This is a genomic window from Microbacterium sp. ZOR0019, from assembly GCF_000800925.1.
Taxonomy (GTDB): domain Bacteria; phylum Actinomycetota; class Actinomycetes; order Actinomycetales; family Microbacteriaceae; genus Microbacterium; species Microbacterium aurugineum.
This window is the reverse complement of sequence record NZ_JRKC01000065.1, coordinates 1-20774: the sequence shown is the minus strand read 5'-3', so window position 1 is coordinate 20774 and position 20774 is coordinate 1. Positions and strand designations below refer to the sequence as shown.

General features: G+C 63.6%; 21 protein-coding genes and 1 pseudogene. 21 read left to right on the top strand and 1 reads right to left on the bottom strand.

The genetic code is table 11. From position 1 onward, the window contains the following. Nucleotides 1–158 precede the first annotated feature (158 nt). The 5 genes from L978_RS13705 to L978_RS13685 all read left to right on the top strand — a co-directional run bounded on the left by L978_RS13705 (nucleotide 159) and on the right by L978_RS13685 (nucleotide 2699). Nucleotides 159–422 (top strand): hypothetical protein, encoded by a 264-nt coding sequence (locus tag L978_RS13705; RefSeq protein WP_047523849.1) that lies wholly within the window; start codon nucleotides 159–161, stop codon nucleotides 420–422. Between the two features lie 4 nt (nucleotides 423–426). After that, nucleotides 427–762 carry a hypothetical protein gene (locus tag L978_RS13700; RefSeq protein WP_047523845.1) on the top strand — a complete coding sequence of 112 codons (336 nt, stop codon included), beginning with the start codon at nucleotides 427–429 and terminating at the stop codon, nucleotides 760–762. Between the two features lie 262 nt (nucleotides 763–1024). Then, on the top strand, nucleotides 1025–1267 hold the full coding sequence (locus L978_RS13695) for an antitoxin VbhA family protein (RefSeq protein WP_047523843.1): 243 nt from the start codon (nucleotides 1025–1027) through the stop codon (nucleotides 1265–1267). Then, entirely contained in the window at nucleotides 1267–2127 is an 861-nt protein-coding gene (locus tag L978_RS13690) for a Fic/DOC family protein (RefSeq protein ID WP_047523841.1), read from the top strand. Before L978_RS13695 ends, L978_RS13690 begins: the two co-directional genes overlap by 1 nt. A 2-nt stretch (nucleotides 2128–2129) precedes the next feature. Then, entirely contained in the window at nucleotides 2130–2699 is a 570-nt protein-coding gene (locus tag L978_RS13685; RefSeq protein WP_231555071.1) for a recombinase family protein, read from the top strand. A 307-nt stretch (nucleotides 2700–3006) separates the two neighbouring features. On the opposite strand, the gene L978_RS18800 is transcribed toward L978_RS13685, so the two are convergent. Further along, nucleotides 3007–3339 carry a hypothetical protein gene (locus L978_RS18800; protein WP_047523838.1) on the bottom strand — a complete coding sequence of 111 codons (333 nt, stop codon included), beginning with the start codon at nucleotides 3337–3339 and terminating at the stop codon, nucleotides 3007–3009. A gap of 266 nt (nucleotides 3340–3605) precedes the next feature. Between L978_RS18800 and L978_RS13675 the strand changes: the two genes are divergently transcribed. The 16 genes and pseudogenes from L978_RS13675 to L978_RS13595 all read left to right on the top strand — a co-directional run bounded on the left by L978_RS13675 (nucleotide 3606) and on the right by L978_RS13595 (nucleotide 20678). Then, the gene (locus tag L978_RS13675) at nucleotides 3606–3950 is read left to right on the top strand and encodes a MobC family plasmid mobilization relaxosome protein (protein WP_047523836.1); all 345 of its coding nucleotides are present in this window, start codon (nucleotides 3606–3608) and stop codon (nucleotides 3948–3950) included. Between the two features lie 4 nt (nucleotides 3951–3954). Further along, nucleotides 3955–5679 carry a relaxase/mobilization nuclease domain-containing protein gene (locus tag L978_RS13670; protein ID WP_047523835.1) on the top strand — a complete coding sequence of 575 codons (1725 nt, stop codon included), beginning with the start codon at nucleotides 3955–3957 and terminating at the stop codon, nucleotides 5677–5679. After that, nucleotides 5679–6557 (top strand): DUF3801 domain-containing protein, encoded by an 879-nt coding sequence (locus L978_RS13665; protein WP_047523833.1) that lies wholly within the window; start codon nucleotides 5679–5681, stop codon nucleotides 6555–6557. Before L978_RS13670 ends, L978_RS13665 begins: the two co-directional genes overlap by 1 nt. A gap of 4 nt (nucleotides 6558–6561) precedes the next feature. Next, nucleotides 6562–8274: a VirD4-like conjugal transfer protein, CD1115 family gene (locus L978_RS13660; RefSeq protein ID WP_047523831.1), complete on the top strand. Its 1713-nt coding sequence runs from the start codon at nucleotides 6562–6564 to the stop codon at nucleotides 8272–8274. Between the two features lie 388 nt (nucleotides 8275–8662). Then, entirely contained in the window at nucleotides 8663–8866 is a 204-nt protein-coding gene (locus L978_RS13650; protein WP_047523827.1) for a hypothetical protein, read from the top strand. A gap of 12 nt (nucleotides 8867–8878) precedes the next feature. Next, nucleotides 8879–9724 (top strand): type IV secretion system protein, encoded by an 846-nt coding sequence (locus L978_RS13645; RefSeq protein WP_081997066.1) that lies wholly within the window; start codon nucleotides 8879–8881, stop codon nucleotides 9722–9724. Between the two features lie 3 nt (nucleotides 9725–9727). Next, nucleotides 9728–10024 (top strand): annotated as a pseudogene (locus L978_RS19315) (PrgI family protein); the annotation flags it as partial. 16 nt (nucleotides 10025–10040) lie between these two features. After that, entirely contained in the window at nucleotides 10041–12608 is a 2568-nt protein-coding gene (locus L978_RS13635; RefSeq protein WP_231555070.1) for a VirB4-like conjugal transfer ATPase, CD1110 family, read from the top strand. A 6-nt stretch (nucleotides 12609–12614) separates the two neighbouring features. Then, on the top strand, nucleotides 12615–14225 hold the full coding sequence (locus tag L978_RS19150; RefSeq protein ID WP_231555069.1) for a M23 family metallopeptidase: 1611 nt from the start codon (nucleotides 12615–12617) through the stop codon (nucleotides 14223–14225). Nucleotides 14226–14238: 13 nt separating this feature from the next. Then, nucleotides 14239–14856, top strand: coding sequence for a hypothetical protein (locus L978_RS13625; RefSeq protein ID WP_047523825.1), 618 nt, complete (start codon nucleotides 14239–14241; stop codon nucleotides 14854–14856). Nucleotides 14857–14867: 11 nt separating this feature from the next. After that, nucleotides 14868–15593: an FHA domain-containing protein gene (locus tag L978_RS13620; protein ID WP_047523824.1), complete on the top strand. Its 726-nt coding sequence runs from the start codon at nucleotides 14868–14870 to the stop codon at nucleotides 15591–15593. After that, on the top strand, nucleotides 15590–16846 hold the full coding sequence (locus L978_RS13615) for a MinD/ParA family ATP-binding protein (protein ID WP_047523822.1): 1257 nt from the start codon (nucleotides 15590–15592) through the stop codon (nucleotides 16844–16846). Before L978_RS13620 ends, L978_RS13615 begins: the two co-directional genes overlap by 4 nt. A 218-nt stretch (nucleotides 16847–17064) precedes the next feature. Next, the gene (locus L978_RS13610; protein ID WP_231555068.1) at nucleotides 17065–17262 is read left to right on the top strand and encodes a hypothetical protein; all 198 of its coding nucleotides are present in this window, start codon (nucleotides 17065–17067) and stop codon (nucleotides 17260–17262) included. Between the two features lie 235 nt (nucleotides 17263–17497). Then, nucleotides 17498–19528: a hypothetical protein gene (locus tag L978_RS13605; RefSeq protein WP_156118300.1), complete on the top strand. Its 2031-nt coding sequence runs from the start codon at nucleotides 17498–17500 to the stop codon at nucleotides 19526–19528. Nucleotides 19529–19934: 406 nt separating this feature from the next. Next, nucleotides 19935–20225 (top strand): hypothetical protein, encoded by a 291-nt coding sequence (locus L978_RS13600; RefSeq protein WP_047523821.1) that lies wholly within the window; start codon nucleotides 19935–19937, stop codon nucleotides 20223–20225. Between the two features lie 42 nt (nucleotides 20226–20267). After that, nucleotides 20268–20678, top strand: coding sequence for a hypothetical protein (locus tag L978_RS13595; RefSeq protein WP_047523820.1), 411 nt, complete (start codon nucleotides 20268–20270; stop codon nucleotides 20676–20678). Nucleotides 20679–20774 lie beyond the last annotated feature (96 nt).

Below are 20774 nucleotides of genomic sequence, written 5' to 3'. Positions count from 1 at the left end.
GAGCGCCTCACCAGGGGGCAGGAATCCTTCACATGGTTCTTGCCCCCTCATCTGTTTAATGCCGCTGATACACCCGGGCAGCTTTATGCGCGGCTAGCGGCAGCCAACGGTAAATGGGGCTACTGTTATGTAGCCGCATTTTGTGCTACCCTTTAGTTATGGGAGTTCAGTTCACGAGTAGCGCCGACAAGCACGGCATTCCGCGCGAAGATTCGCTCTACGCGATCATGCACGCGGAGGTATCGGCCGAAGTTGATGGGGAGCCGGGCGAAGTCACGATGGTCTATGTCGGGCACCCGCACGGTCAGACTGATCGCTACATCGAAGTTATCGCCGCGCACCGTCCACCGCGAACCATTGTGATCTTTCATGCGATGCCACTGAGTGATCTGTTCCGACACCTACTCAACGAAGGGAAGTAGCACCATGAGCACCAACTACGAAAAGCTGGCGGCGCGCGCCGAGCGCGGCGACTTCAAGGTAAAGCCTGGCACCGTGCGCCGAGGATCGGAGGCGACCGCCGAGGCGCAGCGTAGTCTCATTGAGGCCACGGGCGCGACGAGTGTGGACGAGCTGACCCGCATTGTGCTCGGGCGGCCGAGCGTCGGCGCGAAGGCCGGAGCATCGCCCGTGGTGCGTGCCCGCGTGCCGCAGGCGCTCAAGGATCGCGTGACCGCAATTGCCGAGCGCGAGCACCGCAAGGAATCTGACGTGGTGCGCGAAGCCCTCGCCGCCTACGTCGAGGTGCGGGCTGTGCGCTGATATGGACGAGGGTAAGCCGCTGCCGTGGGGCACACGTCGCGGCCCGTTCGGGCTGGTCGTAGACGGCCCGAGCTACCCGAAGTGACACTGCCCGTAAACGGTCGTTTTCGGGCAGCCCAGCGGGGCAGCCCGCCGAGGCAGCGACACGCCGCTATCTGACCGACCGAAACCTATGACCGAAACCAACCCCGACCCGAAACCCGCCCTATACCGTTTGCGGGCAGGCCGGTAAAATCAGGAGTACACTAGGAGGTGCAGCATTATGTCGCAACCATCATTTGACGTAGAGGCCCGCTGGCCCGAGCTGTTCGACCAGCTCGACGCTGACAAGCGCCGAGCCGTTGTGCGCTCGCTCGCGGCAGGCTGGCATGAGGGATGGGAGCCGAACCGAGAAGACGTGGCCGACCTCATCGACTACACGCGCGGCGCGCTGACGTTCGAGGATTACCAGGCACGCTCGGCCGACAAGGCGGCGCGCATCGCCGGAGCGGCCGCCGCGCTCTGATGCCGCAGCAGTTCGACTCGTGGGCGTCATACTTCTACCCGGAAACTTACGACGCTCAGACCGGCCACGGTGTGCTGCGCAACGTGCCCGGTATCCGAGACTTCGAGGCGCTGCGCAGCTACGACTATCGCATGTCGTTCGCTCGGCGCACTGAGCTTGAGCTGCGCCCCGAGCTTGTGGCTCGCACGTTCGACGGCGAGCACATGAAGGCCCTGCACGGCCATATCTTTCAAGACGTTTTTGAGTGGAGCGGTTCTTACCGGACTGTGAACATGGCGAAGGGTGGCACGGCCCCGTTCGCTGACGCTCACAACGGCGCGATAGACGCCTATCTGACCGACGTTCGTTCGATGGTCGAGCGCACCGATTGGGCGCAGCTCGACCACGGAGCGTTCGCGGAACGCTCGGCCGAAATCTTCTCCCACGTCAACCAGGCTCATCCGTTCAGGGAGGGCAACGGTAGGACGACCAAGGTGTTCATGGAACACATCGCGGAGCGGTCGCCGTACACGCTTGAGTTCGAGCGTGTGCCCGAGGAAGTCTGGAACCTGGCATCGGCCGCCACGCGGCCGCCGATGGGGGAGTACACCCCGAATCATCGGCCTATGGTGCCCGTGTTCGAGCACGCGGCCGTGCCGCGCTCGAACGTGCTCATGCACGAGGGCGGCCGCGTCACAGGCGACGCAGCGCCCGAGAAGCCGATGACGCTCGGAGAGCGCATCGAGCGCAAGATGAACGAGCTGCGCGAAGCTCGGCCGAGCAAGCCGAAGCACGCAGCAGATCGCGGCCCGGATACGCCCGAGCTGGGTGACGGTACGAAGCCGAAGCCGCCCGAGCGTGGCCCGAGCTTAGGACGATAACCGTGAAGCTCGGATACACCCGTGTCAGCACCCGCGAGCAGAATGCAGACTCGCAGATCGCCCGCCTCGAACAGGCAGGTTGCGAACGAATTTTCGTTGATGTTGGCTATTCAAGTCGCGTTGAGGATCGCCCCGACTGGATCGAGTGCCGCAAGATTCAACGCCCCGGTGATGAGCTGGTGATTCCCTCGCTCGACCGCGTAGCAGGCACCGACAGCATCGCTATCTCGGTCATCCGTGACCACGCAGCGCGAGGCGTGAAGCTGCGCAGCCTCGATGAACCGTGGATGGACATAGACCCGTCAACAGCGATGGGTGAAGCCATGCTCAAGATCATGGCGACGCTCGCGCAGCTCCGCGTCGATATGATCCGCGAGAACACCCGGCGAGGCGTCGAGCACGCACGCTCCCAGGGTCGCATCGGCGGCCGCCCGACCGTCATGACACCCGAGCGAATCGCAATGGCGAAGACCATGCGGGAGGCTGACCCGCCGATGAGCTACGCGCAAATCGCGCTCGCACTCGGCGTCGGCCGCAGCTCGGTAAGCCGTGCCCTGTCGAAGCCCGAGTAGCCCCGCTACTCGCAGTGATGCTTACCCCGATATGAAGCCCGCAGCGTAGGCCTGGCGAGGGTCAAGGGTGCGGCGAAGCCGCATCGTGCAGCGACGCAAAGCGCCCTTGAGGCTCGCCAGGCCGGAGCTAATCTCATATCATCGGGGGAAGCCCTCACACACAAAACCGCGAGCGAAAGGAGACACTATGCAGATCATGGCAGTCGTCCTCATCGTCGTCGCGGTTCTGGTGATCGCACTTGTTATCAAGCTCGTGTTGTTCGGCGCGGGTGCGATCATCCGCGGCATCATCTGGCTCGTGCAAGCCCTACTGATCGGTATTGGCCGCGCTGTAGTTTGGCTCGTGTTCGGCGTGCGCCGACTGTACTGGCGACTGCGCCGCTGACGCCGACGCTGCGCGACGTTGCGCGGCCGGAATGAGCGTCGAGCGCTCACCCTTGCTCAGAGCAAAGACCTTCGCAATATCGGCGCGTGTGAGGTCACCGGCGTCAAGAATCTCGGCGGCCGTATCCGCAGCCTTGACGCTCGCGGCGCGTGCATCCTCAAGTGCTTTGCCGAACGTGCTCAGACGCTTGCGCTTGGCCTTCAGCCGCGCTTCATCCTCTTTGAGCAGATCGTCAATGTTCCGTTCAGTAGACATGCTGACTCCCTTTTCTGAGCCAGCCCGGCAGGGCTGGCGCTGACAGAGCCGACCGCGCGCAGCGCGGCCGACTCTCATTCTGCTACGCAGAGGATCGGCTGCGCCGATACCCCTACGCTACCCAGTCTAGCGACTGTGCAGCTTCGGGGGTAGGATGGACTCACGGAGGGTAGCAAGCATAGCAAGTGGTAACCACTTACGGCTTGTCCGTCCGGTAGGACTGACAATAACGGGCTTGCAGCCCGAACCCGCTAGTAGGAGAGAGCATGACGAACCCGGAGCCACGCAGAGCACGGCCGGTTCGCAAGCTCATTTCATTTTCTGACTCTGAGTGGGCGACGGTTGAGCGCCGCATGTCTCTCGCGGAGGCGTCGAGCTTCGATGAGTTCGCGCGGCGAACGATCCTCGACGGTGAAGTGAAGGTGCGAAAGATCGCGTTCGATCCTGCACCGCTCGGTGCCGAGCTTGCGAGGATCGGCAACAACATCAACCAGATCGCGAGGCAGGCGAACACTGAGAACGTCGCGACGCTGGATGAAGTGAAGTACACGCGCCAGCTCGTGCGCGAGATTCAAGCTCTGATCGAGCAGGCAGCGAAAGCGGTGGAGTGAGCACATGGCCGTTGTGAAGATGGGGCAGATCAAGTCAACACCCGCGAAGGCGTTGGCTTACATCTCGCGCCCTGACGCAACGGCTGACGGTGTGTGGGTTTCGACCAACGCAGATACGATCATTGACCCGTCTGACTTCAAGGCCGTTGCTCGGCAGTTCGAGCAGACCGCGCAGCGCGTCGGCGTCTCGAAGGCTCGCGAAGGTAGCGTGCTCGCGCATCATGTGATCCAGTCGTTCGACCCGAAAGACGGCGTAGACACTGCTACCGCGCATCGACTCGGCGTGCAGCTCGCGGAGCAGATCACGGGCGGATCGCACGAGTACATGATTGCAACGCACCTCGATAAGGGGCACGTTCACAACCACATCATCTTGAACGCAGTGAACCGCGAAACCGGCCGACGGTTCCGTGTTCAGAAGAGCACCATCGGCAACATTCGCGACATGAGCGATGAGCTATGCAGAGCGCAAGGCTTGAGCGTTCTACCGAAGCCCGAGCGCGCAAGCGGGCGGTCAATGGCAGACATTTACCGCGTGCTCAAGGGGGAGAGCGGCAAGCAGTTCATACGCACCGAGATTGACAAAGCAGCCATTCGGGCGACGAGCTGGACAGAGTTTCAAGCGATCCTCGGCCGCGCAGGCGTCGAAGTATCGACACGCGGCGGCCGCTCGGGCACACTCTCATTCCGCGAAATCTCGATGCCTCGACCGGTGCGCGATTACCGACTGGGCGCGGCGTACTCCGAAGCGTCAATCATGGCTCGACTCACGCGCCAGGTTGTCAACCAGATCGGTGTCGATGTGTCGATGGTGACGAAAGAGACACGCGACACGATGACCGTGATTGTTCCGGGCACGAAGCGCGAGCTACACCTGACCGTTGCCAAGACTCAGATCGTTCGGCATGGTCGAGCGCTGCGCATCTATGTACCTGCAAACGATGAGCACCGGCTATCCGATGCACGCGGCAACCTGGCAAAGACGGTGCCCACTATCGGCCTGTACAAGTGGTTCTCGGAACCTGATCTAGTGGGTGCAACGCACTACGCGAAGAACGCGCAGCTCGGCGGAAACCTGACGAAGTGGCAGACCGGCCTCAGCGAACTTCGCACCCTCGAAGCTCGCGTGAACGCGAAGGCTCGATGGATGAGTGACAGCGGGCGCAGCGGCCCCGATGCCGCTATCGAACGCGCACGCGCGTTCGTTGCCGAGCGTCACTTCGCGTACCAGACAACGCTTGTAGCAGCAGCCGAACTCATGGTGACCCCCGCAGGTGACCCCGCACAGCTCGCAGGCCTACAAGCACAACTCCGCATCATGGAACGTGAGATTGACGGAGCCAAGAGCGACATTCACGCACTGACGCAACTAACGAAGGAGGAAGCGAAGATGTCTGTATCAGATCGAATTCATGCGCAGTCGAACGCTGCACGAGAGGGCAGCGAACGAGCGCAGCAGCAGCGCCAGCGAGAGCAGGCAGCGCAGCGACTCAGCCGCGATGTTGCAGCGGGCGATGCCGAGACACACGCACAGCGCGCCGCACGCGCTGACGAACGCTCGGCCGATGCGGTCACGCTCGATGACGCAGAGCAGGATCGCGACGGCGGCACACGCTCGATGACACTGCAAGACCGCCTCGAAATGGAAGCGAACAAGCTGCGCGCACGCAACGAAGATCGCCAGCGACCGGACGCACCGACACGCAACAACGATGGAAGGACACGATAATGGTTGACCTCGTAGACAAGGGTGAAGCCGAGCTGCAACAGCTCACACAGAAGGTCACCATGACCACATCGAGCGCCAGCATGAAGGCCTCGCTATGGGTTGGAAAGGGAGTAGCGGCCGCGCCGTTCAAAGCGGTCACCGCGATCTACCGTTCAATTCAGAAGAACGTCAACAAGCAGCGCGAGAGCGGGCAGGTTTCACTCAAAGATTTCAGCAAGATCGCGGAGGGCAAGCGCGATCTAGTGAACATCGACGACCGGGCAGTGTCGAAGGAGCTAGAGCGCGAGCTGCGCCGTCACGGCGTTGTGTGGAGCGTTGAGACGCACCGCGACGGCTCGCGCACCTTCCACGTTCAGGGGAAGGATGCCGAGCTGATCCAGCACGCTCTAACGGTCGCGGCCGAGCGCGTCGATGAGAAGCTGGCGCGCAACGCGCCTGAGCTGCAACAGGGCGCAGCGCAGCAGGAGCAGCAGCAGACCGTCGAGCCGACGCTGAGCAGCGACGACCAGACACAGGTGCCCGTACACGGCACTGACGAGCTGCGCGAGGATGCACCGCGCGTCGAGAGTGCCGAGCTGAGCGAGACACGCACGCGCACCGACGACGCTGCGCCTGAGCGCGTGACGACGCAGCCAGACGAAGCGGTGACAGATCGCGGCGGCCACAGCATCGAGCGTGAACCAGCGCTCACACGCAGTGAGCAGCGGCCCGAGCAAACCGCACGCGACCGCACGCGCGCTCACGCAGCCGAGAAGATCGACAAGGACGTGAAGCAGCGCAAGGCGGAGATAGATTCGAGTAAGACGCGCACGAAGAAGCGCACGCCGAGTCGCAATGCCAGCGACGACGCGCCCACGCCGAAGGCGAACCGGAGGTAGAACGATGAGCCAAGGATTCACCAAGGGCAAGGTCATTGGAGCGCTCATCGGCGGCGGGATCGTTTTCTATCTCGGTAACCGTGCAACGCACTTCACCATGACCGAATACGCCGCGGGCACGCCGGTCAACGAGATTCCGAAGCAGTTCCTACCCGCGCTCGGTGCCTCGCTGTTCCAGCTCGACTTCGATCAAGCTGCACTCATCGGCGGCACCGTGGCCGCCGTGCTGTTCCTACTCATCGTGCTCTACGGCATGAGCGGGAAGAAGAACACGAGGCAGGGCGAGGAACAGGGATCGGCCGCGTGGGCAACCGCGCGCGACATGAAGCCGCTGACCACGAAGAACCCCGCCGAGCGCTTGCAGCTCACCGCGACCGAAGGACTCGCGCTCGATCCGTACAAGACCCGCCGCAACCTCAACGTGTGCGTGCTCGGAGCATCGGGCACGGGCAAGACACGAGGGTATGTCTTGCCGAACCTTTCGACCATCGAAGGGTGGAGCTTCGCTGTCACCGACCCCAAGGGCGAGATTTACCGCACGATGCGCAAGCCCCTCGAAGCGAAGGGGCTGCGCGTTCGCACGTTCAACCTGGTCGATCTTCGCCAGTCCAATCGCTTCAACCCGCTCGCCTACATCAACGACACCGAACCAGAAACCGGCGTCGCTCAGCTCACCGAAACGATCATGGCGAACACCAGCGGCAAGGAGAGCCGCGGTGACGGGTTCTGGGAGCGAGCAGAGCGCGCTCTACTCACCGCGCTCATCGCCTACGTCTGGGCGACGACGACGGAGGAAAGCGGCCAGATGCACTTGCCGTCCGTGGTTGACCTGCACAAGGCGATGGAGGGTAGCGAGAGCAACCCTGACGAGTTCAACAGTGACACCGACCTCAAGATGGAGGCCGCGCGCAAGATCGTTGAAGAGTGGAAGGCAGACCCCGCCGCGTTCGGTGCAGAAGACGAGGCCGTGATGAAGATGCTCGACTTCGCCGCACGTCAGTACCGCGTCTATCAGCAAGGCCCGGCAGAGACGCGCCTGAGCGTCGTTATCTCGCTCGGCGTGCGCCTCGCGCCGCTCGACATGCACGACGTGCGCGAGATTCTTTCCAGTGACGACATTGGGCTAGATCGCGTCGGCCGAGAGCCAACGGCGCTGTTCTTGCAGCTCCCAGATACACACGTCACGTTCCGATTCCTCGCTGCAATGTTCTGGCAGTCGCTGTTCGCGGAGAACGTCTACATCGCTGACCACAACGAGGGCGGCACGCTCGACGTGCCGCTGCACTGTTTCCTCGATGAGTTCGCCAACATCGGCAAGATTCCGAGCTTTGAAGTGCTCATGGCTACGATCCGCTCGCGCGGGATCAGCGCCAGCATCATCGTGCAGGCCTTCTCGCAGGGCAAGGCCATATGGCGCGATGACTGGAACGCGATTGTTGGCAACTGTGACTCGCTTCTGTTCCTGGGCGGCCGCGACCAGGAGACGAACGAGTGGCTATCCAAGCAGCTCGGAGACGAGACGATCACGATGGACGAGTTCTCGCAGACCTACGGCGTCACCGGCTCACGCACGAAGGCTCAGCGCACGTTGAAGCGTGCGCTGTTGACAGCCGACGAGATTGGGCGCATGTCGAACGACGAGGCTATTTTGCTGATTCGAGGCCTCAAGCCGTTCAAGTCGCGCAAGGCCGCGATAAAAACGACGGCAGGAGTCTAGCTAGATGCCTCTGAAATCAAGGTGGAGAGCCGCGCGAACAGCGCGGGCGTCTCAGGGGCGAGTCGGAACTGCACCGGCCGCCCCTGACGCGGCTCAGCCGCGGTCGGTGAGGCTAAGAGTAGCCCGCCCGCTTCTAGGGCGTTCAGATCGCGTGTCAGCGACGATGCGTGCTCTGGCGCGGCCTCCCTGAGCTGCGGTGCAGTGAACGGCCCGCCAAGCCGCGCTGCACGCAGCAACAGCTCGAAGCGGCGAGGGTTCAGGTGCGAGAGCGCCCGCGCCTCAGCCTCCGAAAGTTCACCCCGCATACTCACCATTTCTACCATATCGACAAAACGACTAACTTCTCGTAAAGTATATTACGAGAAGTCGGAAACCCAAAGGAGACACCATGGACCTGCTCAACCAGATTCTCGACCTGTTCACCACCTTCGCGATCATCGGCGGCGGCCTGTGGCTGGTCTGGGGAGCGATCGTCACGGGCGGCGCGCTCAAGGATCAGAACGGCCCGCAGATTCAGACGGGCGTGTGGCAGATCATCGGCGGCGGCCTCATCATCGCGGCCGCCGCGTTGTTCAAGGTCATCGTCGCCTAGTAAGGCACCGCAATGGATATCACTGACTGGCTGGTAGCCATGCTCAACCACCTCAGTCAAGGGGCGGGGTCGGCTACCAACGACTTGTTGCTGTCGCCGGAGGTCTATAACGCAGACCTCTATTCGGCAGCGCTCACGATCCACAGCACAGCGGTGAAGCCCGTCACATCCATCGTGCTCAGCATCATGTTCGTTCTGATGCTCGCGACCACGAGCACGAGGGCTGAGGGTGACCGCGAGCTGGGCGTGCGGATCGTCGCCGCAACCATGTTCAAGATCGCTCTGGTGTTCGTGGTCGCACAGAACGCAGTGCTGCTGCTGGAAGCAATCGCATCTATCGCTACCTCGATCACGAACACCGCGAACTCGGTGGACGTGGGCACAGGCGGCGGAGACGCCGCCCTGATGGGCGATGCGATGCGCGACGACCTCGATGACCTCGGCAACATGGAGAAGTTCGGCATGATCGTCATTCTTTTCTTGCCGTGGGTGGTGCAGAAGATCGCCGCGGTGATCGCCATTGTGCTTGTGTTCATCCGGTTCTTGCAGATGTACATGCTCACCGCGTTCGCGAGCTTGCCGCTCGCGTTCCTCGGGCACGACGACACCAAGAGCATCGGCATTGGCTATCTCAAAGGCTTCGCGAGCGTCGCGTTCACGGGCGTCATCATCGTTGTCGCCGTGAAGATGTATCAAGCCCTACTCGGGGGCTGGCTCGGCAATATCGGCAGCTACGACGGCGATATGGTCGGCTTCATCTTTGGCAACTTCGGCCAATTCTTCGTCGCGCCCATTGTGCTCATCTTCCTACTGTTCGGTGCAAATGGCCTCGCCAAGAAGGTCATCGGAGAGGGCTAAGTCATGGCACTTGAAATGAAGGTCTACAAGGAGATCGCCGCCTACGAACCCAAACCGATGTTTGGGCGCACCTGGCGACAGATCGCCGCACTCGCGTTCATGGTTGGCATCGGCGGCGGCGCGTTCGCCGGAGTCACCGTAGGACTCATGGGCATCGGTCAGACGATGGAACAAGCAACGACGGTCGGCATGTACGTCATGTTCCCGTTACTCATCCCAGCAGCCATATGGGGCTGGTGGAGACCTATGGGCCTCAAACCCGAGCAGTATCTCGGATTCTTCCTCCGCCACCACCTGATGAGAAAGACGATTAGCTATGCAGACACCTTCGAACCCCAGCCCGGTAACGACTCCGCAGGAGAACCCGTACCTGTCACGCCCGGCGAACCTGCCGAGCCGACCAGCCGAAACCGAAGCGCCAAGCAGCGCCGAGCCGCAGCACGGAAGCTCCGCAAAACGATCACGGAACACCCGCAAGCAGAAGCAGCGCGCCGCCGCCCTGGCAAAGCCCGGAGAGCGCCGCAACCGCAAGGCCCGGAAGTCTGGCAGCGATAACGCTGGCCCCACCGGCTACAAGGCCGCGCCGAAGCGCACCCGCGACATACTGGGCTACGAAGCGATCATGCCCAGCGGCGTCGCCTGGCTCGGTGAAGATGAATGGTCGATGACACTGGGCATCAGCGACATCAACTATGTCGCAGCCGCCGAAGACCAGCAGACGAGCATCGTTGACCGCTGGGCACGATTCCTGAACAGCTACGGTGCAGGCACCCGCGTACAGGAAACCATCGTGAACCGCGTGCTCGATGACGCCGACGTGAGCCAGCTTGTGCAAAAGCCGCTGCGAGGCGACGAGTTCGATTTCTTCCGCACCGACTTCAACCGAATCGTGCGCGACAAGCTCGCGGCCGCCAGCGGTAACACGGTCACGGAGAAGTACCTGACCGTCACCGTGCAAGAAACCGACCTCGAAAAGGCTGAAACGACCCTCACACGCATCTTCCACGAGGCCGAGGCAGCGCTGCAAGGCATGGACGGGTGCCAGGTGCACCGGCTCAACCGAGCCGAGCGCCTCGAAGTGTTCAGCCACATTCTGCGACCACACGAGCTGTTCACATTCAACGAAGACGAGTTCGAGCCGAACCGCAAGCTCTCAACGGCCGATTTCGTCGCGCCCTGGGAGATTGACGCCAAGGACAAGAACGGCCCGCTCATTTTCCGCAACGGCTCGGGAGACACCTACCACACCGTGCTTTGGATGCGCGATTACCCCGTGTGGCTCTCGGATCGACTCATCTCAGAGCTGACCGAAATCAAGTGCGACCTGACTATCTCGCTGCACCTTGAACCCCTCGAACAGGTTGAGGGCATGAGCCTTGTGCAGCGGCAGATCGCAGAGCTTGAAATGCAGAAGATCACCGAGCAGAAGCGCGCGACCAAGCAGGGCATCGACAAAGAAATGATCCCGCGCGCCGTCAAGGACAATCTCGAAGAGGCCCAAGGCCTCCGCGATGAGCTGCGCAGCTCGAACCAAAAGCTGTTCTCAACGGTGATGGTCATGGGAGTGAGCGCCACGTCACGCGAGAAGATGGAACAGAACGTGAAGCGCGTGATGACCGTGATTCGCAAGCAGAGTTGCACCGCCGAGGTCGCAACCTACATGCAGCTCGACGGCCTGACGACCGAGCTACCTATCGGCCGCCGCCGTATCCCCATGCGGCGCACGCTGACCACGGCCGGAGCCGCAATCATCGTGCCCTTCACCACGCAAGAGCTGTTCGTGCCCGGTGGCAACTGGTACGGCGTGAACGCACAGAGCAGCAACGCGCTCGTGGCTGACCGCACCCGTACCACCAACGGCAACGGCTTCATTCTCGGCACCAGTGGCTCGGGTAAGTCGCAGAGCGGCAAGATGGAGATTACGAACGTGCTCCTGAGCCGCCCAGACGATGACGTAATCGTGATCGACCCCGAGCACGAGTACGAACCGCTCATCGAGGCATTCGGCGGCGAAGTCATCCGTATTCACGCGGGCAGTGAGCAGCGCGTGAACCCGATGGATATTGAGCTCAACTTCACGACCGGCGAAGACGACCCGATCAACGCCAAGTGCGAGTTCGTGCTGACCATGCTCGAAGCGCTCGTGGGCGGCAAGGCTGGACTGACGCCCGAGCAGCGTTCAGTCGCAGACCGCAGCACCCTCACGCTCTACAGGAAGCACGCCGCCGAAGGCGGGCCAATGCCTACCCTTGTGGAGCTGCGCGAAGCACTCGCAGAGAGCGGCGAAGACGCAGGCCGCGAGCTGGCGCGAATGCTCGAAATCTACACGATTGGTTCGCTCGGCGGCTTCTCGAACCGCACGAACGTCAACCCGGCAAACCGGCTTGTGTCGTGGGATATTTCCAAGCTCGGTAACGAGCTGCGCACGTTCGGCATGATGGTCATTCTCGATCAGATTTGGAACCGCGTAGCTCGCAACCGCGCCGAGGGCCGCCGCACCTGGCTCTACATTGACGAGTTCCACCTGCTGTTCTCGAACAAGTACAGCGCGGATTACTTCCGCGGCCTGTACAAGCGTGCGCGCAAGTGGGGGCTGATCCCCACCGGCATCACGCAGAACATCGAAGAGCTGCTGGCAAACCAGGACGCACGCCTGATGCTCGCGAACTGTGACTTCCTGCTGCTGCTGGGCCAGAACGCAACTGACGCCGACAGCTTGTGCGAGCTGCTGCACTTCTCCGAAGAGCAGCGCCGATTCTTCACGAACGTACAACCAGGCCACGGCCTCATGCGCTCAGGTAATGCGGTGATCCCGATGGACGGCCGCATCCCGACCGATTCAGCACTGTACAAGCTGTTCTCAACGTCATTCGGAGAGAGGTAACCCCCAATGAAAGGCCTTCGCAGCTCCAACCCGCAGGGTGAAGCATCCGACAACCTCGCGCGGCTCTCGCTCAATAAGCGCTCGGTGCAGATCATCGGCGGCGATGATCCCACGGACGCGCCCACCGGCACGAGCGGCGGGGCGCTCGGCCGCGGAATGCGCGGCACTGCGAAGGCCGCAGGCAAAGCAGGCGCGGGAGCTGCGAAGGGCGCGGGCGACAGTGTTGTGAAGGGCACCGCGCTTGCGGCCACCACCGCCAAGACGGCTGACGGCGACGAAGACGCGGTAGACCTCGCTACCCGCGAGGGCGAGAATGTCGCTCTCGCAGGCGCGAAGCGAGGCACCGCCGCCACAGCCAAGACCGCGGGCCGAGGCGTGCGCTCGGGCGGCCAGCTCGCCGGGAAGGCCGTCAAGGGCGGCATCGTTGCGTCGCAGAAGCGCGCCGCGGCCGCGAAGGCCGCCAAGACCACCGCGAGCACAGGCACGTCGATCACCCGGTTTGCCGCAGCTCAGGCACGCGCGGCCGCCGTCGCAGCGAACGCGCTGCGCACCATCGTCGCGGCCGTTGCGGCCGTCGCCACTTCGACACCGCTCATCACGATGGTGTCGGCAGTGCTCGCCGTGGTGCTGCTCATCATTGCCCTACTGGCATTCTTCGCACCCGCCAGTGCGGCCGCGTGCAGCTTCAACACAGGCGGCCGTATCGACCCCAGCAAGGTGCCCGCCACCAGCATTTCGGGCTACGGCCATGAGCAACTAGTGAACGCCGCACACATCATCCAGGCCGCCCAAGATCGCGGCCTGAGCGTGCGCGATCAGACCATCGGCGTCATGACCGCTATGGGCGAGTCGAGCTTGCAGGTGCTCGAGTACGGCGACGCCGCAGGCCCAGATAGCCGAGGCCTGTTCCAACAGCGCGACAACTGGGGCACACTCGAAGACCGGCTCGATCCGTACATTTCAGCGGGCAAGTTCTTCGACGCCATGATTCAGAAGGTGCCCGAGGCCGAGCGTCAGAGCCTCGCCCCGACGCTCGTAGCTCACAAGGTGCAGGTCAACCAAGACCCGTTCCACTACGAGATTTACTGGGTGCCCGCAACCGCCGTGGTCGCTGCACTGTCAGGCCTCGATTCGAGCCTGCTTAGCGGCAGCGGGAGTTGCCAGACGATCCCAGGCATTCCCGGCGAAATCGGCCTCGATGGATGGGCGCGGCCCGGCAACGGCCCCATCAACGGAGGCTTTGGGCCTCGCGAAGTCATCCAGACCCCGGCCGGGCCGACACAGCCATTCCACTACGGCCTTGACCTTGAAGCCGGAGGATGCGGCGGCCCCGTCTGGGCAGCCCGAGACGGCGAAGTAAGCCGCGTATTCGACGGCGGCGGCGGCGGAATGATTATCGAGATTGACCACGTCGAAGGCCTCGTGACTTGGTACGTCCACAGCTACGCCAACGAAATCATGGTTTCTGCAGGGCAGAAGGTCAAAGCCGGAGAACAAATCGCGCTCACCGGCAGCTCGGGCTACAGCACCGGCTGTCACCTGCACTTCGAGGTGCACCTAAACGGCACCGCCGTTGATCCCCTCCCCATCCTCACCGCCGCTGGCTTTACGTTCTAAGGAGCACCACACCATGATTGACCGCAAGCGACTCACGCTCATCATCATCGGCTGCATCGCAGCAGCCGCGATCCTCGCAGGCCTCATCGTGTGGCTCGTGCTCGCCAACCAGAACACCGAGGACGACGCGCAGCCCGACACATCGAGCCAGATCGAAGAGACGCCCACCATCACGTTCACCGAGGAACAGCAGCAAACCGTCTTCGACGTTGCCCGCCTTGCAGCCGCGTGGCGTGCGGCAGAAGACCCCGCGCTTACTCAGCAGCGCTATATCGAGGCCGGAATGAGTGAAAGCCTTGCGCGCGATTACTTGCCTGTCTGGGCGGGATATTTCGGCTCTAGCCCGACCGCACAAATTCAGGTCAACAACGTCGGCAGCGTGCCCGCTTCAATCGAATACGGCGAAGGCAACGAACACCGCGAACCGGGCACCGGGCAATTCCGCGTCGGCGTCTCAGTGAACTACGAGGGCACCTATCACAACGGCTCCACCACCGTGCCTATCGGCAACAACACCGCTATCTGGTACTTCATCCTCGATGAGCGCACCGGCACCGTTGTTGACATTGAACAGCCGATGCTTGGTGACCTCGACCTGCCCGCCCCGTCATTGCCCGAGTCCGAAGAGTAAGAAGATCCGCTATGTCCATTGAATCGTTCGTCGGCCGTGACGGCGCAGCTCGCATCGTTATCGACGGCCACGAAACAAAGTTTCGTGCCCCTTCGCTCGCGGAGGCCCGCGACAAGGTACGAGACATGGCAATAGCGCACGCCGTGGAGACGGGCCAAGCCCAGCACTTCATCGCCTATGACCCTGACGCCAACTGGCAGTTTTACGTCTACCCAGAAGGCACGATTTCGCTGATGCCCACGCCGGTCATCGCCCCCAAGCCGCGCCCCAACCCGATCCCCGAGGCTTACCACGCCGCCCCCGCCGAGGAAGAAACGGTGATCGACCACACCATCGTCGTACCGCGCAAGGCAGCGCGGCCGACTCTGCTCGTGCACGTCGAAGGCGCAGGAGCGCTGCGCGCTGAACCGCCCATCGTGCTCGGCCGCAGGCCCAAAGAGATTGCAGGGCACACAAGCGTCACGCTTGTCAGCCCTGGCCGTGAGTGCTCGCGCACGCACGCCCTGGTCGACGTCGATGACGAATGCCGCTTGATCGTCACCGATCAAGACGCAGCAAATGGCACTGAGGCCGATGGAACGCCCCTCGCACCACACACGCCGACCGTTGTTCCCAACGGTGTGCGCTTGCAGCTCGGAGACGCCGCCGTGCGAATTGAGGCGTACCCACCGAATCAGTCACCCGGAGGCAGCGCCACGGCAACGGCTGTCGCATCACACAAGGAGGAAGCATCATGACCGCTCATGCCACTACCGAAAAGGACGGCTCAGCAATCGTCACGCTCAACGGGCAGCCCCAGAAGGTCATCGGGGCAAGTCTCGAAGACGCCCGCCGCAAGGTCGCAAGTCTCGTGGTGGATCACGCGGCCGCGACCGGCGAGGTAGTCGAGTTCATCACGACCGAACCAGACGGTACTTGGGAAATGATTGTGCACCCTGACGGCACAATCCACGAGAAGCCCGAGCCGGTCGCATCGCCCTATCTTCGCCCGAGCACCGAGACGATCACGGCCGAGACGGCCGTAGACGAGGACACCGCGGAACGGGCGCCGCAGGCAACCGTCACCCGTCGCGCGATGCGCGAATCGTTCTTGAAGAGCACGCGCATTGAGGAACCCGCGATGAAGGGCTGGCGAGGCACCGCAACCCGGCTCGGGCTGCGCCTCTCCCCCGGCCCGGCCGAGAAGGCCGAGCGCGATGACACTTTCGCCGTTGCGCAGCACTGGCCCGGCCCGCGCACCATCGCCGTTGTGAACGGCAAGGGTGGAGCGAGCAAGACGCCTACGACCGTGCTGCTCAGCGCTATCTTCGCCCGCTTCGGCGGTGCTGGCGTCCTGGCTTGGGATGCCAACCAGACGCGCGGCACGCTCGGCTGGCGCACCGAACAAGGCCCGCACGAATCAACCGTGCTCGACCTCCTGCCCGCCGCAACCGAATTGCTCGGCACGGGCGCTCAGTCGGCCGACCTGGCACGGTACGTTCACCACCAGACCGCCGACCGCTTTGACGTGCTGCGCTCTCAGCCACTCGCACTTGCATCAGAACAGCGCCTCAGCGCCGAAGACGTTGACGCAATCTGGAACGTTGCCCGCAAGTATTACCGGCTCGTGTTCATCGACACCGGCAACGATGAGAGCGATGCAATGTGGGGCCGCCTGGTCGATCACGCCGACCAGATCGTCGTGGCCACGACCACACGCGACGACCACGCAGAAGCAGGCGCACTGCTGCTCGAAGCACTCGCAGACCGCAGCGAACGCTCGGCGCAGCTCGCTCAGCACGCCGTCGTCGTCGTCTCGCAGGCAGACCCGCGAGCCACGAGCGCGAACATCAGCACCGTCGTCAACGGCTTCACCAGCCTCGCACGCGAGGTCGCCACAATCCCCCACGACCCCCAGATGGTCGAGGGCTGGCTGAACGTCGCGGCGCTGCGCCCCGCGACTCAGCGCGCATGGCTCGGTGCGGCGGCCGCCGTTGCACGCGGCCTGTAGCCCCACCAGCACTGAGGGCCGGTAACGCTAACGCGCTACCGGCCCTCAGTCTTTGTAGAAACCCTCATGGCGATCGCGCCGCCGGCGGCAGGGGTTCCTACAAAGACCGGCGCGGCATCAGACACGCCAATAATGAATGTGGACATAGCTGTATGCATACAGCTATGGTTGACACCATGCAGGTAAGACGCCGACCCCGAGGAACCCGAGTCGCGCCCGTGCGCGTCGCGTGGGAAATCGAGCGCGTGCGCAAGGAGCGGTTCGACCAGCTCGCGCGCCAGGCAGGCGTCTCTGCAAGCGTATTCCTCGAACTGGTTATAGACCATCTCGAAGGCGAGCTGACCGACCGAGGCGTACCCGAGTGGATGCCTCAGCCTGAACCTAACGAAGGGGAGCTGCCCATCGACACCGCATAAATGAGCGATACCCCAGCTCGGGGAGCTGGGGTATCGGAGAAGTCATTACCTGAACCGTGAAAGCTTGGCGGCGAATCGGATCAGGTGGAGCAAAAGCCCCGAGGCTTTCGCGTGCCTACCAGGAGGTGACCTAGGAGGTGACACCATCATAGCAACAGACGGCGACATTTGCGCGACCCAACTCTCAGTTGCCGACGCCTGGGCGATCACCGCAGCGATCAGCCCCCGCCCTACCGTGCGCGTCGCAGCCGTCAACGAGGACGGCAGCACGCTCAACAGCTACCCGCCGCAGCACATCACGCCGGTCACCGCGGCCACGCCTGAGCGGCCCTGGGCGATCTACCTCACCGACCGCGAGCACGCCTACCGGCTGCTCTGCTTCGACCTGGACGGAAAGACGCCCGAGGCGGCCGAGGCCGCCGAGCAAGACACGGCCGCGCTCGCGCGGCTCCTCATCGACGCGGGCCTTGCCCCCGTCGTCTGCCAGTCTGGCCCGCAGGGCGGCCGTCATATCTGGATCGCGCTACGCGAGGGAGTCGCGGCCGCGCTGGTACACCGGCTCGCACGGCTCGCCAAGGTGCTGCACACAACGCTCGACCTCTCCCCCATCATGAACCCCGCGGCCGGATGCGTGCGCCCACCAGGTGCACCACACCGCCACGGCGGCAGCTCGACCGTCATCGACGGCAATCTGGACTCGCTCACGCGCCCCAGTGGCACCACGGCAGCCGTATCGGCCGCCGTTGAGCGCCTGGCCCAGCTCGTCAATGATCGGGCCGCTACGGAGCGCACAGACACGTTCTCGGCCGACACAGCCCAGGACGACCGCAAACACCCCCACATTCCCGGCACCAAACGCCCCCTAGCGCCCGCAGCGGCCGCAGCGCTGCGCACCAACGCCGCCGCAGACGACGCTAGCGCCGTACTCTGGCGCGTGCTGACCGGAGCGGCCGCCGCACACTGGCACTACAGCGACGTAGCCCGCGTGCTCGACACAGCCCCCGGCCTGGAACACGCACGCACCCGCAACGAAGACGGCCGCCGCATCGCACGTCGGCCTGACGAACGCGCGCGCGTGCTGCGCCGCCAATGGGATCGCGCCGTCGCCTACATCGCCAGCGGCCGCCGCATCGTCGGCCGCGATGAGACGTTCGACGCACGCGCCGACGCTATCGCCGCGCATGTACTCGCCGTACAGAGCCGCGCAGACGCCGCCCCCGGCAGATGGAACCGCGGAGGCGGCCCCGCAGACCGTCGCGTGCTCGATGCGCTGAGCATCCTTGCCCTGCAAGCCCTCAGCGCCGATCTGGAGGCCGATACCCGACGCCTGGCACTCATGGCAGGCATCGGCCGTGAAACGGCGCGCACAGCGCTGCTGCGCCTCGCAGAAGACGACTGGATCATTCGCACCAACGAGGCCGAAGGCCGCAGCGCCGCACACTGGAAAATCGGCCCTCACGTCGTTATCCACAGCAACCCAGTAGATGCCCGGTCACAAGTCGCCCACCGCCCCCCCGGCAGCGGCGCAGCCGCACGAAACGCGCTGATGCTCGAACTCACAAACCGGCTGGACAATGCGGCACATGACCTCTTCACTCTCGGAGCACTCGGGCTACACGCTGGGAACGTCTATGCACGCTGCACTCACGATCCTCTCTCACTCGGAGAACTCGCCCAGCTCACCGGATCAGACGCAGCTCACACGGTACAGACACTCACCCGGCTCATCGAAGCTGACGTGCTGCTGCTCAGCCGCGACGGCTGGCACAAGCCCGCCGCCGACCGCCGCGACGCAGCGGCCGACGCCCGCGGCGTCACCGGACGCCTGGCAGCTCGCGCCGAGCGCTACGCCGTCGAGCGCGAACTGTGGGCCTGGTGGTGCGCCGAGCTGGACTGGATGAACACGCCCCGAGCTGAACGCCCGAAGCGCCCCGCACCAGGTCAACTCGTGCTCGTGCCTGACCTTGGCCCCGCCCCTCGCCCGATTCATCCCCGCACCGCCAACGGCCGGGCCGACTACCGCGCCGCCCGCTGCATCATCACCGGCACTACTCCCCCAGCTCGGCCGCGACCCGTGCCCGTATCCGACGCCGAACGCATCATCATGGATGTACTCGGCGCAAAGCCGATTGGGACAATGCCGTTCCCCCGTTCCCACGACGAGACGCAACCAGACCCCCTCGAAGGCAAAGCGCAGCGCAGCGGAGCGCGGCAGCCCTATCGTGAGCGAACCGACCGCACGACGACCGTTCGCTTTGTCGGATGACGCACAGGCCGCCACCTGACGGAGCAGGCGGCAGCATGTGGACACCGACGCAGAGCCTCACCTGCCCACAATGTGCACAGCCCAGCTATCGCGGGGCTGGCCTGCACACAGTATGGACAGCCAAGCAGTAACACGAGGGTCGCACCGCGACCCAGACAAAGCAGTGCAGCTCGAAGAGCTGCACCATGTGACGGCCGCAAGCGGCCGCAGGGCTTGAACGCTTCGCGTTTTTTACCTTGAAGCCTGGCGGCATTCTACGTTCGCTCAACCTGCGCGCAAGTGCTTTCGCGGCATATCCTCGCTCGCTGCGCTCACTCCGGTATTCCACGGTCACTTGCACTTCGGCGTCGCTCTCTGCGAAAGGCGTAAACGCCTTCAAGGCAAAAAAACGTGAGGGAGAGAGAACATGGCAACCACCTACATCTGCAAGAGCTGTGCCGGACTGGCACCCGTTGGAATCGGCTACGCGGCCGAGGGCACCGACGCCGAGGCGCAGCAGTGCGCCGAGCGGATCGCGTGCGAGTGCGGCCAGAGCCGAACCGCGCACGCTTGGGCCGTGCTCAACTGCCCATGCACCCGCATTCTTGGCCTGTACTCGACCGAGGAAGCAGCGACGACCGCCGCCGAATGGTTCGGCTCGTGCAGCTTCGCCTACCGGCTGGACGACGCCGAGCGTGACCGGCTCATCGCCGCCTAAATAGACCTATAAACCCTATAAGACCTAACGAAAGGTAAGACCATGAAGCCCACCCGAGTTATCCCGTTCGACACCGCACACATCGCCGGAGCTGACGAGTTCCACCGCTCGACCGCCGAACAGTTCCGCCAGGCAATCGGCCCCGGCGTGTTTATGTCGCTTGGTGCAAGCCAGCTCGCAGCAGTGCCCGGCCGCTACGACCGCGGCGGCCTACTGTTCACCGCCCGCATCCTTCCATTCACGCGAACCGGCGACCGCTACGCGGCCGCTCGCAACATGGCCGTGCTCGTGAGTACGACCCCGCTCGATGAAATCGAAATCGAGGTGCGCGAGTACGCCCGCGGCATCGAGCACGCGAAGATCGAAGGCGTCTACATTGACCAGCTCGCCCGCGTCCTGCTCGCCCTGGACTACGACGGCACCGAGGCACTGAACCCCCGCTACTGGCGGTAATAGACCTATAAGGGCTATTAGAGCCAGTCGCAGCCCGCCGCCAGCTCGGCGGCGGGCGAAGGGGTCACCCCCTCGCGCTCCCCCCGCCGGTCGCAT